This window comes from Streptomyces griseoflavus (genome assembly GCF_014649995.1).
GTDB lineage: Bacteria > Actinomycetota > Actinomycetes > Streptomycetales > Streptomycetaceae > Streptomyces > Streptomyces griseoflavus.
Map to the genome: position 1 here is coordinate 1 of NZ_BMUC01000024.1, position 15,254 is coordinate 15,254.

The window sequence follows — 15,254 nt, forward strand, 5'->3', positions numbered from 1 at the left end:
CCCGTACCGTCCGCACTCCCCCCACCGGACACATCCAGACACTTCCCACCGACCCCCTTCACCTCACCCGCGCGGGGGCCGCCGGTGGAGGTGGTGAAGGAGAATTCGTCCACGTCGTACAGGGCTCCGGCCCCGCCCTTGAAGACGAGGTAGAGGGCGGTGGTGCCGGCCGGCAGGCCGGTGAGGGGCGTCGTGACGTCCTGGAAGGTTTCCCAGCCGCCGGTGACCGGGACGGTGGCCGTGCCGAGCAGGGTGCCGGCCGGCGAGCCCGAGCGGACCTCGAGGGTGCCGCCGCTGCCGCCGGAGGAGACGCGGGCGGTGAAGGCGGTGGTGTTGTCGAGGCTGTAGGGCGTGAAGGAGATCCAGTCGCCGTTGTGGATGTCGCCGACGGTCCTTCCGCCGTGCGCGGGGGTGTGGTTGATGACCTGGACGCCCGCGGAGTCGCCGTAGTGTTCGGCCTGACGGTGGCTGGGCTGGGTGATGTGCTGGTCGTGGGTGGTGAGCGCGGGCTGGCCGCCCGCGCCCCGGTCGGTGTACTCGGCGTCGATGACGCCGAAGATGTTGGCGTTGGGGTCGTGTTCGCCGTCCGCCAGGGTCTGCAGGGTGCCGGTGCAGCCCGTGGCCGAGGTCTGCGGGTGTCCGTGGCTGTCGTGGCCGATGACGAAGGTGACCTTCACCCTGGCGCAGTCGATGGTCCCGTCCTCCGGGTCGGCGACCGTGACCCTGAACGGGATGGCGTCGCCGAAGTCGTGGATCCGACCGTCGGCGGGTGCGTCGATCCGTACGGTCGGGGCGGTGTTGCCGACGGTGATCCGCACGGAGGCGGTGGCGGACCTCCCCGAGGGGTCGGTGGCCTTGAGGGTGGCCGTGTACTGGCCGTTGGTGGTGTACGTGTGGGAGGGGTTCGCGGCGGTGGAGGTGGCTCCGTCGCCGAAGGTCCAGGCGTGGGTGAGGGTGTCGCCGTCGGGGTCCGAGGTGCCGGCCGAGGAGAAGGCGACGGTGAGGGGCGCCGTGCCGGAGGTGGTGTTCGCGCGGGCCTGCGCGACGGGGGCGCGCCCGCCGGTGACGTGCTCGATGCGGTACAGGGCGGAGTTGGCGTCGCCGTTGAAGTAGCCGGTGCCGTAGTCCAGGACGTAGAGGGCTCCGTCCGGGCCGAAGGCCATGTCCATCACCTGCGTGCCGGTCCAGGGGAAGGAGTTGATGGACTGCACGGTTCCGTCGCCGCCGGCCTCGATCCGTTTGATCCAGCGGCGGCCGAACTCACCGGCGAAGAAGTCGCCGTCGTACTCGGCCGGGAACTTCACCTCGGAGGTGGAGGCGGCGTCGTAGCGGTAGACGGGCCCGCCCATGGGTGACTCCGAGCCGTTGCCGAACTCGGGGACGGACCCGCCGTCGTAGGGGATCCATGCGGGCTGGGCGGGGGGCAGGTCGGTCAGGCCGGTGTTGCGCGGTGAGGTGTTCCTCGGCGCCGCGCAGTTGAAGGCGGGGCCCGGCGTGCCGGTGGCGAAGTCGTGGTCGGTGTAGGCGTTGTTGTTGCCGGTGCAGTAGGGCCAGCCGAAGTTGCCGGCCCGGGTGACGCGGTTGAACTCGACCTGCCCGGCGGGGCCTCGGGAGGGGTTGGCGGTTCCGGCGTCGGGGCCGTAGTCACCGACGTACACGGTGCCCGTGGCCTTGTCCACGCTCATCCGGAAGGGGTTGCGGAAGCCCATCGCGTAGATCTCGGGCCTCGTCCTCGCGGTGCCGGGCGCGAAGAGGTTGCCGGCGGGGATGCTGTAGGTCGCGTCGGCGTTGACCTTGATGCGGAGTATCTTGCCGCGCAGGTCGTTGGTGTTGCCGGAGGAACGCTGGGCGTCGTAGGCGGGGTTGCGCGAGGCGCGCTCGTCGATGGGCGTGTAGCCGTCGGAGGCGAAGGGGTTGGTGTCGTCGCCCGTGGAGAGGTAGAGGTTTCCCGCCGCGTCGAAGTCGATGTCGCCGCCGACGTGACAGCACAGACCGCGGGAGGCGGGCACGTCGAGGACCTTCTTCTCGCTTCCCGGGTCCAGTGTGCCGTCGGTCTTCAGGACGAAGCGGGACAGCCGGTTGACGCCGTCGAACGGGGCGAAGTCGGATGCCGTTCCGTCGGCGGGGGCGTCACCGGCCGGGGTGCTCGACCTGGGTGCGTAGTAGAGGTAGACGAAGCGGTTGGAGGAGAAGGCGGGGTCGGCCGCGACACCCTGGAGGCCCTCCTCGTCGTGGCTGTAGACGTCCAGTTTGCCCGCCACGGTGGTGGTGCCGGCGGCGTCGGTGCGCCGCAGTGTGCCGTCACGCGACGTGTGCAGCACCGAGCGGTCCGGCAGGACGGCCAGTGTCATCGGTTCGCCCATTTCGGCGACGCCCTTGGCGAGGGTGACCTGCTGGAAGTCCTCGGCCGCGGCGGCCCCGGCGGCGCCGCCCGGTCCTGCGGGGGCGGTCGTGGGAGCGGCGGTGGCGGGGGCCGCGGGCAGTGCCAGGCCCATCGCGCAGGCCACGGCCGTCAGCAGCGTGCGGACACGTCTGTGTCCGAGCGGTCTCGTGCGCACAGAGATCTCCTGGTCATGGGGGGTTGCGGCGGTCCGGGGACCTGCCGTGAGGAGTCCGGGCGCGCGCCGTCGCGCCGTCGAGCGCCGGTCGGTTCACCCCGATCGGGCTCATGACCGGTTCATTTCAAGGAAGTTAGCGGGCCGCGCCCGAACGCGTAACCCCTTCGGCGTCCGGTCCCGCAACTTTTTCCTCGCCGGGGACAAAGTGCCGGGGTGAGGCGTCCGGGCCGGGCAGCTCGGTCCTGGGAGACCGGCGGAAGGGCGCGAGGCAGCCGATCAGCGCGCCTCCCGCGGCCCGGGCCGCGAGCGCCCAGCAGGTGGTGGATGTCCGGTGACCGCCGCGGTACGCGTAGTTCCGTACCGAAGTGACCGGGCGGGGAGTCGAGCACCGGGTCGACGACGATCACCGCGCCGAGCCCGGATGACGGCCCGTCAGGTTCGGACCGGCGTGGGGCGTGCTCCGTCGCGGTGATCAGGTCGCCCGCGCCCGGCCGGGGGCCACCACGGCCACGGTCAGGTCCCCCGGCCGCGGAGAGTGGAAGGCACCGATGGACGACATCCCGCACGCCATCTCGAGAAGCGCGCCGCAGAGAAGGAGCATGGCCCGCGGGGTCACCGCGCGGCGCAGTTCGTCGCCTCTTCCCGTCGCGCACCGTGCCCTCGGTGTGCGTCGGTCGAAGTGGCGTCCGTGGTGTCTCGCGGCCCGGTCACCCGTCCGTGCCGCCGGCGTCGTCCGGTCCGGGCTCCGGCTCCCCGGTGAGCCGGCTCGCCAGGCGGTAGACGACGGTGACGTCGCGGTACTCCCGACCGGGGGAAACCCTGTCGGGCAGGTTGGTGCGGTCGCTTCGGCTCGACGACCGGCGCTCTCCCGCGCCGGGGAAGCGGACGGATGTCCTCGGCCACTCGGTGAAACGGAGCCGCTCGGCGCGGACGGTCGCCCCGAACGAGATGTCCGGCTCCTGGTGCCGCGGTCCCGCGGCCTCCGTTCAGGGCGGTTCCTGCGGCTCCTCGCCGGTACGGCGGCGACCGGTGCGCGGGGGCAGCTTGCCGTCCTCACCCCGCGCGCGCCGGGGGCGGGCGGTCGTCCGGCCACGGGAGGGCGCGCTCCGGTCCCGGTCCGCGGTCCGGCGGGGCGCGGAGCGTGCGGCGGGCCCGGTTCCGCTCGCGGAGGCGTCCTCGGCGGGCGGGGCGTCCGTGACGGCGTCGGCGGCCTGGTCCGCCGTTCGGCCCACCGCTTTGGTCGCGTCGCCGGCCTCGTCGGCCACGCCTCGGGTGACGCGGCCGGCCTCCTCGCCGGCCGTGCGGACGGCCCGGCCCGCCTCACCACCCACGTCCTCCGCCGCACGCCCGGCACCGCCACCCACGTCCCGCACCGCGCCGCCCGCATCACGGCCGACGTCCTCCACCGCCCGTCCGGCACCACCGCCCACGTCCTCCACGGCGGTCCCTGCCCCCTTGCCCACGTCCTCCACCGCCGTACCGGCACCACGGCCCACATCCTCCACCGCCGTGCCGGCACCACGGCCCACGTCCTCCACCGCGGTTCCCGCGCCCCTGCCCACGTCCTCCACCGCCGTACCGGCACCACGGCCCACGTCGCGGACGGCCGATCCGGCGCCCGTGCCCAGCTCGCCCACCGCTTGGCGGGCGCCGCCGCCGACGTCCCGGACCGCCGATCCGACTCCCCGTGCCAGTTCCTGCAGCAACTCCGGGTTGCGGTCGAGCGTGGTGAGCACCCGGTTGATGATCAGCGCGACGTTGTCGAGACGCACCCGGAGCTGGGCCTGCGCCTCCACGCCCGAGATCCCCAGGTGCACCCGGCCGAGCGTGACGTCGGCGCCCACGTTCAGTTTGAGCAGGTCCAGCACCTCGGCCTGCAGCGATACGTGCGCCCGCAGGTCCTCGACCTCCAGGTCGATCTCGTCGACCTTCAGCAGGGGCACGTCGAGGAAGACGTCGGGGCTCGCACCGGCCGCCGCGGGCCCGGCCCCCTGTTCCCCGGAAGGCGCCGTGTCCGCGTACTCGTCGTCGAAGGACTCCGGATCCTCCTCGTAGGACCCCGAATCCTCGTCGTAGGACTCCGGCTCCTCGTCGTACTGCGCGGGCTCCGTGTACTCCTCGTCCGCCTCGACGTCCTCATCGCTCCCGGCGTTGTCGCGCATCACCGTGCTCCCCACGAGGTCGCCGCTTCTTTCGTCCCATTTTGTTCCACTGTGCGGCTGTGTGCGAGGCAGGCGACGCCCGCACGGGTGAGGAGGGCGCCCGCGCGGATCTCCCGGACGCGTCAGCGGAGCGTGCGGCAGTGGAGGGCGTCCGGCGTGCGTGAGGAGCCGATGCGGCCGGTGAAGGCGATGCCGGCGGCGTACTCGTCGTCCGCGCACTGGCCCTTGTAGTGGCCCTGGGCGAAGTCACCGCCCTTGGGGAGGGCCGGCCGGTTGTCGCTCCGGTCGAACCAGACCGTACGGCCGCTCGTGCCGGTGATTCCTCCCGGTGCGGCCCTGGCGCACAGGGCGGCCGAGACCGCGGCGCCGCGGACGCTGTAGCCGGTGAGGAAGTGTCCGGCGGGGCACTGCAGTTTGGTGTAGCCGGACGCCCAGTCGCCGCCCGGCTGAACGTGCCGTTCGTCCCTGACGACTTCGTGTCCGCCGGCCGGGTCGCCCAGGTCCCCGGCCGTCACGTCGGAGCACAGGCCCCGGTTGCCCGTGTGGCTGAGGCCGAGGAGGCGCCGGCCGTCGGGGCACACGGCCTTGCGTGCGCCGGAGTCCCAGTCGGACAGGCCGCGCATGCGGCGGGAGGCGACGAAGTCGGCGTGGTCGGGGCTGAGCATCGACCAGCCGGCCACGGGGGCGACGTGTCCCGAGCGGCCTCCGCTTCGGATCAGCCGGGTCCATGCCCCGGCCCGCCAGTCGTCCCCGTCGTACAGGCCCATGCGGTGGCCCGCGGAGTCCCAGTGCAGCAGCGCCCAGCCGTTGCCCCGGCGGTTCTCGTGCCAGCCGACGAGCGGCCAGTACGCGAAGTCGGCATCCGTGCGGATCAGGTGGTCGACGAAGTTCTCGAACCAGGCCCGCTGTTCGGCGCCCGTCTCCTCCCGCCCGCCGACACCGAACTCGCTGATCCACACGGGGGCGGTGAAGTGCCGGTCGGCTTCGGCGGTGACGAAGAACGCCTGGCGGTTCAGCACGGTCGTCAGTTCGCCAGGAGAGAGGTCCTGGTAGCGGGGGTCGCTGGTTTCGCCGATTCCGGTGGCGCCGCTGTGCCGCGGGCCGGTGTAGCCGTAGAAGTGCGCCGAGTAGACGAGTTTGCCCGAGTCGACGAGGGTGTGCGAGAGCGCGCGGACGGGTTCCAGGGTGGGCCGCCCGTGCGCGAATCCGTCGACGGGGAGGCCGGTCCAGTTGATGCCTTCGACGATGACGAGGAGGTCGGGGTCGGCCTCGGTGAGGATGCGGTCGCCGACGCGCTGGGAGGCGGTGAACCAGTCGTGGTGGTCGCCGCGGCCCCAGTTGGGGTCGTTCCAGATGTCGCGGCGGACCTCGTTGTAGAGATCGGCGCCCACGACGCGCTTGTTGTCCCGGTAGCGGCCGGCCATGAACAGCCAGTCGCTCTCCCAGGCGGCCGTGGTCCGGCTCGCGTTCCAGCGTTCGTTGCCGTCGACTCCGCAGCACCAACGGGTGGTGTTGGTGTGGTTGTTGAGGATCACCGCGAGGTCGGCGTCGGTGAGGGCCCGCACCACGGCGTCGTACACCTGGAGCGGGGTCTTGCCCCTGAGGGACGGATTGGCGGCGACGGCGGTGTCCGTGACGGGGCGGGTGTCGTGGATCATCTCGTTGGAGAAGGGCAGCCGGACGCTGTTGATGCCGATCTCCCGGAATCCGGCGATGATCTCGGCCATCGGTGCGCGGTCGAGGCCGAGCGGTATCCGGTGGGCGTTCTCCCCCGCGTGGTGGTTGCCGTCCTCGTCCGCGCTTCCGGTCCCGTTCCAGGTGCCGCTGGCGCCGTGCCAGTTGCCGGAGCGGAGCCTGAACCGGTCACCTTCCGCGTCGACGATCCAGCGGCCTCGCGTGCTGAGGGGGGCCGTCCAGTCGTCGCCGGCGGCCACCGTCCTCCCGGGGCCGGGTTCCACCGGGGCCGCCGACGCGACCGCGGGAACGGGCACCAGGACCACCGGCAGGAGGGCGATGATCAGGACTGCCTTGGTCAGGGAGTCGCGCACGGTCACCGTCCCGGTCGTCATCGCACGGACTGAGATGTCATGACAGCGTCATGATGAGGCATCGGGTCGACGGGGTCCAGGGCACCTCGCGGCCCTTCCGGCGGTGGTCCTCCGCCGATGGGCCGCGCTCGGCTGAACCGTCGCGGCGCGGTGTGCGTACAGAAGAACAGACGTGCCGCGCGCCCGCGCGGCCCCGCGCTGTCACCGACCCGTCCAAGGAGTACCCAGCGATGAGCACCGCCCGCCTGAGCGACCGGCTCGCCGGCCACCAACCTCTCGTTCTGGGTCTGTTCCGCATCGTTCTCGGCCTGTTGTTCGCCAGCGAGGGCGCCGCCACCCTCTTCGGTGTGCTGGACAGGGAGGCCAGCCCCGCGGGTGACTGGCCGTTCTGGTACGCCGGCCTGATCGAGCTCGTGTGCGGCGTCCTCGTCCTCCTCGGGGTCGCCACCCGCGGCGCCGCCTTCCTCAGCTCGGGAGCCATGGCCTTCGCCTACTTCACCGAACACCAGAAGGACGGCCTCTTCCCCCTGCAGAACGGCGGTCTGGCCCCGGCACTGTTCTGCTGGGGTTTCCTTCTCCTGGTCTTCTTCGGGCCGGGCTCCCTGAGCCTGTCGGGTCTGCTCCGCCGCGGCGACACCACCGGCGCAGCCGCGCCCGGGCAGGCCCGCTGACCGGGCGCGGGAGGGAGGGCGGGCCGCCACGGCCGGCGGCCCGCTTCGCGTTGCGGCCCCGGGGGACGTGGCGGAGACTGTGCCGGGGACGTCGGCAGTCCGGAAGAGGGCCTGGAACGATGGGTGACTACGCGGACCTTCCCGGGATCAGGACGTGGTACGAGGCGGAGGGAGCCGGCGATCCGCTGGTCCTGCTCCACGGCGGCTTCTGCACCAACGACACATGGGGCGCGCAGCGCGCCGACCTCGCCGCGGCATACCGCCTCCACCTGCCCGAGCGGCGCGCTCACGGACACACACCCGACGTCGAAGGCCCGCTCACCTACGAGGACATGGCCGAGGACACGGTGGCCTTCGTGGAACGGGTCGTGGGGGAGCCCGCGCATCTGCTCGGCTGGAGCGACGGCGGCGTCGTCGCCCTGCTGGTCGCCCTCGCGCGGCCCGACCTGGTCCGCAAGGTGGTGGTGATCGGGGCCAACTTCCGCCCCGCGCCCGAGTGTTTCACCGAGCCGGCGATGCTCGACGCGCTGACGCCGGAAAGCCCCGACCTCACGTTCTTCCGAGAACTGTACGAGGCCGTGACCCCTGACGGAGTGGACCACTGGCCGGTCGTGGCGGCGAAGGTGACCGGCCTGTGGCGCACCGGGCCGACGCTCACCACCGACGACCTGGCCCGCGTCCGGGCGCCGGTCCTCGTCGTCGTCGGCGACGACGACATGATGACGCTCGAGCACACGGCCGCCCTGTACCGCGCGATCCCGGACAGCAGGCTGGCCGTCGTCCCCGGAGCGTCCCATCTGGTCCCCCTGGAGAAACCCGCCGAGGTCAACCGGATGATTCTCGATCACCTGGAACAGGACACCGTCGAGACGATGCTGCCCGTCCGGCGCGCAGCGGTACCGGGAGGCGGTGAGGGCGCCGCGGGCTGAGGGCGCACACCACCGAGGGCTACGGGGCCGCCGCCACGGCACGGAAGGGCGGACACACGAGCGGCGTGGATCACCACCGGCGGCGTCCGGCGGGTGCACCGTCCGCCGTGATCCGGCAGGGAGGCATTCACCGCCTGTATCGGGGCAAGCGGCGTCGTACGGCAACTCGCCCGCACCGAGACAGAGATGAAGGTGACGACATGTCCTACCCGGAACACCCGCCGACGAGAGCCGACTCCGTGCCGACGGACCCCGCCACGGGCCGGAAGCGGGGCAACGGGCTCGCTGTCGCCGCGCTCGTTCTCGGCATCCTGGCGATCCTGCTCTTCTGGACCGTCTTCGGCGGTGTGCTGCTCGGCCTGCTGGCAGTCGTCTTCGGCATCATCGGCGCACGCCGGGCGCGGGGCGGCCGGGCCCCGCACGGCGTGATGTCCATCATCGGCGCGGTGCTCGGCGCGCTGGGCCTCATCGCCTCCGTGGTGATCATCGCGATCGGTGCCTCGATTCTCAATTCGGACGAGTTCAAGGACTTCGACGACTGTGTCCGGCACGCCGACACCAAGAGCGAACGGGACGCGTGCGCCGAGGACTTCGACCGCGACATCAACAACTGACCGGAGCCGGCCGGCCGGGACGGTGACGGCCCGGCGGCCGGTGCCGCGGGGTGGGGACGCGGCAGTCGAGGGCCGGCTGCCGCGGAACCGGGCCCGTCACCCGTACGGGCGGCGGAACCGGGGCGGGCGGCGGACCTTCCGGACGACGCGACGGGCGCCCCGGCGCATCGCATAGCACAGTGAGAGCATGAATCGTCACCGACGCCCACCCCGGCGGGCCCCCTGGGTCGCAGGCGGTGCCGCCGTGCTCCTCCTCGGCGGCATCGGGGTGTGGGTGTGGGTCGCGCAGGACGACGGCACGCCCAGCCCGACTCCTTCCGCGACGGCCGACCTGTCGTTGCCGACGCTGAACCCGCTGCCGTCGTGGACCTTCCAGACGGAGCCGTCGAGCACCGGGCGGCAGACGCCGCCGCTGCCCGAGCCGACGTCCCGGTCCCGCCGGCCGGCCGCGCCAGGTCTGCCACCCCGGCCGGAGCCGCCCGGACAGGCCCCGTCGACGGAGCCGGTGCCGCCGGGCCGGCGGCCGACGGCCGGGACGGCACCGGGCGGCCGCGAACCGGAGCCCCGGCCCCCCGCGACCGGTGCGTCGGCCGGCCACCTGCCGCGGACCCTGGCGCCGTCGGCGCCGTCGGCTGTCCGGCCCGGGAAGCCCCGGCCACCGGCCGGGTCCCCGCGCCCCGAGACCCCCGCACGGCCCGCGCCCTCCGAACCCCCGGCCACGTCGGCACGGCCCACACGGCCCGAACCCCCGGCCACGTCGGCACGGCCCACACGGCCCGAACCTCCTGGCACGCCGGTACGGCCCACACGGCCCGAACCCCCTGGCACGCCGGTACGGCCCGAGCCCCCGAAGCCGTCCGCCGCACCCCGGACCGCGGCCGGGTCCGAGAAACCCCGGGCCCCGGAGCGGTCCCGGACGGCGAAGCCCCCGGCGCCACCCACACGGCCCCCGGCAACACGGACGCCCACCGCACCACCGGTCCCCCCGCACGCCGTGCCGCCGCCTCCCGCCGTCACGTCCGCCCCCGCGCCGCACACACCGACGTCCGCACCGGCGTCACCCCGTGACCGGCACACGACCGCGGCACCGACGGCGGACGGCCGCGAACCGGGCGCCACCCAGTGGTACACCTCGCAGGACGCGACGGCCGCCGCCCGGCGCATGGCCCGGAACAGGACGGTGGGTGATCCCGCCTGTTCGCTGTCGGCCACCGGGCAGCCGGATCCCCACCTGCTCCCGCGGAACGGCCGGATCGGCATCGGGCACCACGGCACCTACTGGTGCCTGATCTGGTGAGCCGCGCCGAGCCGGACCGGCGCCGCCTCCGGGGCGGTTCGGGTCGTGTCCGTCCTGCGAGGGGCGCGGTGCGGCAGGAGAGCGACTGCCGGGCACGAGCCCGCTTTTGTGGTCCGGCACCGTCCCGGCCGGAGTGGTGCCGCACGGCGTAGGCTGCCCCCGGAACACGGACGGCTGGGTGGGGGAACACATGGCGGCTGGGACGGTCCCGGTGTGGGCGTCGGAACTCGATTCGGTGGTGGTGTACGCGCAGGGCGCGCTCTGCCGCCGTCTGGCCCGGGGCACGGTACCGGCGGGCGGACGGGTCCGGGTGGCGGGGCTCCCCCGGTCGCTGGACCCGGACTCGCTGCGGGCCCGGGTCGTCGGCGCGTCCGGGGTGCGGGTCACCGAGGCCCGGGTGGATGTCGAGGCCGAGCCCCAGGACAGCGGCCGCGGGGACGCGTTGCTGCGCGAGGTGGAGCGTCTGCGGGAGGACTGCGCGGCCGCCCAGGGGCGCCGGGACCGGCAGCTGACGCTGATCGAGGAGATCGGCGCGCTGCGTCCGGTGCCTCCGGCGCGCAAGCGGGACGATCCGCACCGCCGCACACCCGTCGACGCGTGGCTGGCACTCGCCGATTTCGTCGACGAGCGCCTGACCGTCCTGCACAGCCGGCTCCGCGAACTGGAGGAGGAACTGCGGCGGGTCGAGCACGAGCTCACCGTCGCGGTGGACAGGCACTCCCGTGCCTCCACCGACGCGCCCGCAGCACATGTGGCCGCCTCGTTCGGTGCGGTCCTGACGCTGGACGGCACCGGGGAGGTGGAGGTGGAGGTGGAGTACGGGGTGCCCGGAGCCGTCTGGGTCCCCACCTACCGGCTGACGCACCGTCGGGGGGACGACGCCGGACGCCTGTTGCTGCGGGCATCGGTGGCCCAGCGCACCGGCGAGGACTGGACCGGGGTGCGGATCGCCCTGGCCACCGCGGACCTGCGCCGCCGTACGGAGCTGCCCCGGCTCCGCTCGGTCCGCATCGGACGCAGCCAGCCCGCGCCGGCGCCTTCGGGCTGGCGCGCGCACCCGGAAGGGCTGAACGGGCTCTTCACCGGATACGACACGGCGGGCCCCCGCCCCGACACGGGCGCCGTGCCCTCGCTCGTCGGAGCCGCCGCTCCGTCCGCTCCCCCGGCGCCGCCTCCGCCGCCGGCACCGGTGGGCTACGGAGCGCCGGCGGCCCCCGACCGCGCGGAGGCCGTCTTCGCCCAGGCCTACGGCAGCGGTGACCCCACGCCGCCCGCCGAACCCCGGACACGCGCCAGGCCGCGCACCGGGGCGAGGCCCGCCGCGGCCCCCGCCGGCCTGGCTCCGGCCGCTCCCGGGGCGGCGCCACCACCGCCGCCCGCGGCGTCCTCGGGTTTCGCCCCCGCACCGCCGCCCGCCGCCGGGCCACCACGGCCGGAGAGCGCCGACCTCGACTACACCGCGCTCGTCCTGTGCGGCCCGGAGGAGCCTGAGGGCCGCCGGGGCAGGCTGTTCCCCGGCTCCGGTGTCGATCCGGTGACCGCCGAGTACCGCCGCCGCGCCGAGGCGGTGGCCGCGCTGCCGCTTCCGGGGCACGCCGTGCGCCCTCGTGAGTCCGCGGGTTCCTTCGACCACCGGTTCGACGCCGCCGCGCCGGCCGACATCCCCTCGGACGGCACCTGGCACACGGTCACGGTCGGCGAGATCCCGGTCGGTCTGCGCACCGAGTACGTCTGTGTGCCGTCCGTGGAGCAGACCGTGTACGCGACGCTGGTGCTCTCCAACGCCACCGCTCAGGCGCTGCTCGCCGGTCCGGTGGAGGTGACCGTGGACGAGGACTACCTGCTGACCGCTTCCCTGCCCACACTCGCCCCGGGCGGTGTGTGCCGGGTGGGGCTCGGACCGGCCGAGGCCGTCGGGGTCACCCGCCGCACGAGTCTGCGCGAGTCGACGTCGGGGCTGCGCAACAACGTGACCGTGCTCGACCACGGGGTGCACGTCGAACTGGCCAACCGGCTTCCCGTTCCCGTCCGCGTGGAGGTGCGCGAGCGGGTGCCCGTGACGTCCGACGCGGACGTCCGGATCGAGGAACGGGCCGACTGGACGGCGCCCGAGGACGACGGCACCCCGGAGCGGCACACGCCGGGTACCCGGCTGTGGCGGGTGGAGCTGCCCGCCGGCGGCACCGCCGTCCGCGACGGCCGCTACGAGATCCGGATCCCGGCGGGCAAGGCCCTCACCGGCGGCAACCGCAGGAGCTGACAGCGATGCCCACGTCACCCGAGCCGATCGAGCTGATCGCTCTCCCCGTCACCGCCGTGACCTGCACGGAGGACCGCGCCCACGTGGAGCGGACCGCCGTGCTCGATCTGCGGGCCGGCACCCGGCGCCTGCGTCTCGGACCGGTCGGCGCGCTCGCCGTGGACCGCACCCTGCACGCCGAACTGACCGGCGGCCACCCGGCGTCCGTGCTCGACGTGCGGCTCGTGCGTACCTGGACTCCGCGCGGGCCGGGGCCCGCCGACGACGACTCCGCGCTGCGCCATCGCGTGAGCGCCCTGGAGGAGGAGCGGTCGGCTCTGGAGCGGCGTCGTGACCGGCTGCGGGCCCGCGCTGAAGTACTGGGCCGTGTCGCCGCCGATCTCCTGCGGGACATCGCCGAGGGCGCCGGTTCGGGGGAGCCCGAACGGGAGCGCTGGAGCCGGGAGCTGGACCGGGTCGACGGCGAACGCGACTCCTGCGGCGAGCGGCTGCGCGCGGTGGAGGCCGGGCTGGCCGGCGTCGCGGCCGAACTCTCCGAGGCCCACCGGGCGATGGACCTCTACGGGACGGAAACCGCGGAGCTGACCTGCCACATCGAGCTGACCGTCCACTCCCCGGCCGACGGCCGGGCCGGGTTGCGTCTGAGCCATCTCACCCCGTGCGCCCTGTGGCGGCCCGCCTACCGCGCCGTACTGGACGGCCAGGACCTCACTCTGGAGACGGACGCGATCGTCTGGCAACGCACCGGAGAGGACTGGTCGGACGTACGGCTGACCCTGTCGACCGCCCGCTCCGCGTCGGCGGGGGAACCGCCGCGGCTCGGCGAGGACCGGCTGACACTGACGGACCGCACGGCCGCGGAGCGCCGGACCGTGCATGTCGGTCTGCGCGAGGAGGAGATCGCGGACCTCGGTCCCGCCCCCGTGCCCGGACTGCCGGGAGTGGACGACGGCGGGGAGGTGCGGGTCCTCCACTCCCCCGCACCGGTCACCGTGCCGGCGGACGGCCGCGCCCACCGCGTTCCGCTGTCCTCCTTCACCACCTCCGCCCGCAGTGAGTACAGCTGCTCGCCCGAACTGTCGCCCCTGGTCAGTCAGGTGGTGCGGTTCGACAACCGGTCCGGCCACGCACTGCTCGCCGGGCCCGTCGACCTCATCGGCGGCAGCGGCTTCGGCGGACGCGGAACCCTGGACTTCACCGCCCCCGGCGCTCCCGTCGACCTCGCCTTCGGCAGCCGGGACGACCACCGGGTCCTGCGGCGGACCGAGGAGACCAGGGAGACCGCCGGGATCAGCCAGCGCACCGTCCTCACCCGGACCGTCCGGCTGCACCTGTCCAGGTTCTCCGCCCCCGGGGACGACGCCGAGCGGGTGATCGCCGTCCGGGAGCGCATCCCGGTCTCCGAGGTGTCGGCGGTGGACGTGCGGCTGCGCCGCGACGCCTGCTCGCCCGTGCCCGACGCGGTCGACGAGGACGGCATCGTCCGCTGGGACGTCCCGCTGGGCCCGGGCGGCCGGCGCACCGTCACCCTCGTCTACGAGGTGTCGGCCAGCGGCAAGGTCACCGGTATCTGACCGCTCGGCGAACGGCACCGTGGTCCGCGGCGGGCACGTCGCCGGGATCACGGCCCCCCTTTCCCGGTGCCCGGCGATGCTCCCCTACCGAGGGGTAGGAAGCCGCGCCCTCTTGCTATACAGTTCGTCAGCAAGCGGCGGCCGTTACCCGTGGTAATAGCGCATGGTCTCGACCCGGAGGAGCCCTCAGCATGGCCAGCAGCACCTCTCAGCCGGAGGCCCGGACCCATCCCTCGGACGACGGTGCGGCCCGGCGTCTGCTCGATTCATCCGCGCAGCTCTCCTACGACCCGCTCACCGAAGTCGACTGGGACACCCCCCTCGACACGAACTTCCACGGCGCCAGCCCGGAGTGGAGCACGCTCTACGGAACGGCGTACTGGAACGAGATGAGCGAGGAGCAGCGCAAGGCGCTGACGCGCCAGGAGGCGGCGTCCGTCGCCAGCACCGGCATCTGGTTCGAGATGATCCTGCAGCAGATGGTGCTGCGGGACATCTACGCCAAGGACCCGTCGGACGACACCGTCCAGTGGGCGCTCACCGAGATCGCCGACGAATGCCGGCACTCGATCATGTTCGCCCGCGGCGCGCGGAAGCTCGGGGCTCCGGCCTACCGCCCGCACCGGGTGGCGCTCGAACTCGGCAGGTTCTTCAAGACCGTCGCCTTCGGTGAGGCGGCGTACGCGGCGATCCTGGTGGCCGAGGAGGTCCTGGACGTCATGCAGCGCGACTGGATGCGCGACGAGCGGGTCGTGCCGTTCGTCCGCACCATCAACAACATCCATGTCGTCGAGGAGTCGCGGCACATGAAGTTCGCCCGCGACGAGACGCGGCGGCACCTGGCACGGGCGGGGCGGCTGCGCCGCCGGATCCACGCCGTCCTGATATCCGTCGCCGCGTACGTCATCGTCACCAGCATGGTGAACCGGAAGGTCTACGCCAACGCCGGCCTGGACGAGAAGCGCGCCCTGCGCGAGGCGAAGGCGAACGAGCACCACAAGTCGATGATGCGGGCGAGCTGTTCGGGACTGATGGAGTTCCTGGCCTCGGTGGGCCTGCTCACCCGGCCGGCGCTCTTCTTCTACAAGCGCGCCCACCTCGTCTGACCGACGACCCGACCCCCTGCACCTGTCCCGGCCTT

General features: G+C 73.6%; 10 protein-coding genes. 7 read left to right on the forward strand and 3 right to left on the reverse strand.

The features are described from left to right. The 3 genes from IE172_RS32360 to IE172_RS32370 form a co-directional block, all read right to left on the reverse strand. The coding region (locus IE172_RS32360; protein WP_190100922.1) for a PQQ-dependent sugar dehydrogenase at positions 1–2,558 on the reverse strand (2,558 nt) is incomplete at its 3' end. A gap of 986 nt (positions 2,559–3,544) precedes the next feature. Beyond that, positions 3,545–4,735, reverse strand: a complete 1,191-nt coding sequence (locus IE172_RS35195; protein WP_268253496.1) for a serine/threonine-protein kinase — start codon at positions 4,733–4,735, stop codon at positions 3,545–3,547. Between the two features lie 107 nt (positions 4,736–4,842). Then, entirely contained in the window at positions 4,843–6,789 is a 1,947-nt protein-coding gene (locus IE172_RS32370) for a glycoside hydrolase family 5 protein (protein WP_190100923.1), read from the reverse strand. A gap of 209 nt (positions 6,790–6,998) precedes the next feature. Between IE172_RS32370 and IE172_RS32375 the strand changes: the two genes are divergently transcribed. The 7 genes from IE172_RS32375 (at position 6,999) to IE172_RS32405 (ending at position 15,219) form a co-directional block, all read left to right on the forward strand. Further along, a complete protein-coding gene (locus IE172_RS32375; protein WP_190100924.1) occupies positions 6,999–7,439 on the forward strand; it encodes a DoxX family protein in 441 nt (146 codons plus the stop codon). Between the two features lie 119 nt (positions 7,440–7,558). Continuing rightward, positions 7,559–8,368 (forward strand): alpha/beta fold hydrolase, encoded by an 810-nt coding sequence (locus IE172_RS32380; RefSeq protein WP_190100925.1) that lies wholly within the window; start codon positions 7,559–7,561, stop codon positions 8,366–8,368. 200 nt (positions 8,369–8,568) lie between these two features. Next, the gene (locus IE172_RS32385; protein WP_190100926.1) at positions 8,569–8,982 is read left to right on the forward strand and encodes a DUF4190 domain-containing protein; all 414 of its coding nucleotides are present in this window, start codon (positions 8,569–8,571) and stop codon (positions 8,980–8,982) included. 994 nt (positions 8,983–9,976) lie between these two features. After that, a complete protein-coding gene (locus IE172_RS32390; protein WP_190100927.1) occupies positions 9,977–10,279 on the forward strand; it encodes a hypothetical protein in 303 nt (100 codons plus the stop codon). 190 nt (positions 10,280–10,469) lie between these two features. Further along, positions 10,470–12,539 (forward strand): DUF4139 domain-containing protein, encoded by a 2,070-nt coding sequence (locus IE172_RS32395; RefSeq protein WP_190100928.1) that lies wholly within the window; start codon positions 10,470–10,472, stop codon positions 12,537–12,539. 5 nt (positions 12,540–12,544) lie between these two features. Further along, complete coding sequence (locus IE172_RS32400; protein WP_190100929.1) at positions 12,545–14,113, forward strand: mucoidy inhibitor MuiA family protein; 1,569 nt, start codon at positions 12,545–12,547, stop codon at positions 14,111–14,113. Between the two features lie 191 nt (positions 14,114–14,304). Beyond that, on the forward strand, positions 14,305–15,219 hold the full coding sequence (locus IE172_RS32405) for an AurF N-oxygenase family protein (protein WP_190100930.1): 915 nt from the start codon (positions 14,305–14,307) through the stop codon (positions 15,217–15,219). The last annotated feature ends 35 nt before the right edge of the window (positions 15,220–15,254 follow it).

Excerpts from the sequence above, each read along its gene's own strand:
- IE172_RS32370 (WP_190100923.1), bottom strand. The coding sequence starts at position 6,789 with ATGACGACCGGGACGGTGACCGTGCGCGACTCCCTGACCAAGGCAGTC.
- IE172_RS32375 (WP_190100924.1), top strand. The coding sequence starts at position 6,999 with ATGAGCACCGCCCGCCTGAGCGACCGGCTCGCCGGCCACCAACCTCTC.
- IE172_RS32380 (WP_190100925.1), top strand. The coding sequence starts at position 7,559 with ATGGGTGACTACGCGGACCTTCCCGGGATCAGGACGTGGTACGAGGCG.
- IE172_RS32385 (WP_190100926.1), top strand. The coding sequence starts at position 8,569 with ATGTCCTACCCGGAACACCCGCCGACGAGAGCCGACTCCGTGCCGACG.
- IE172_RS32395 (WP_190100928.1), top strand. The coding sequence starts at position 10,470 with ATGGCGGCTGGGACGGTCCCGGTGTGGGCGTCGGAACTCGATTCGGTG.
- IE172_RS32400 (WP_190100929.1), top strand. The coding sequence starts at position 12,545 with ATGCCCACGTCACCCGAGCCGATCGAGCTGATCGCTCTCCCCGTCACC.
- IE172_RS32405 (WP_190100930.1), top strand. The coding sequence starts at position 14,305 with ATGGCCAGCAGCACCTCTCAGCCGGAGGCCCGGACCCATCCCTCGGAC.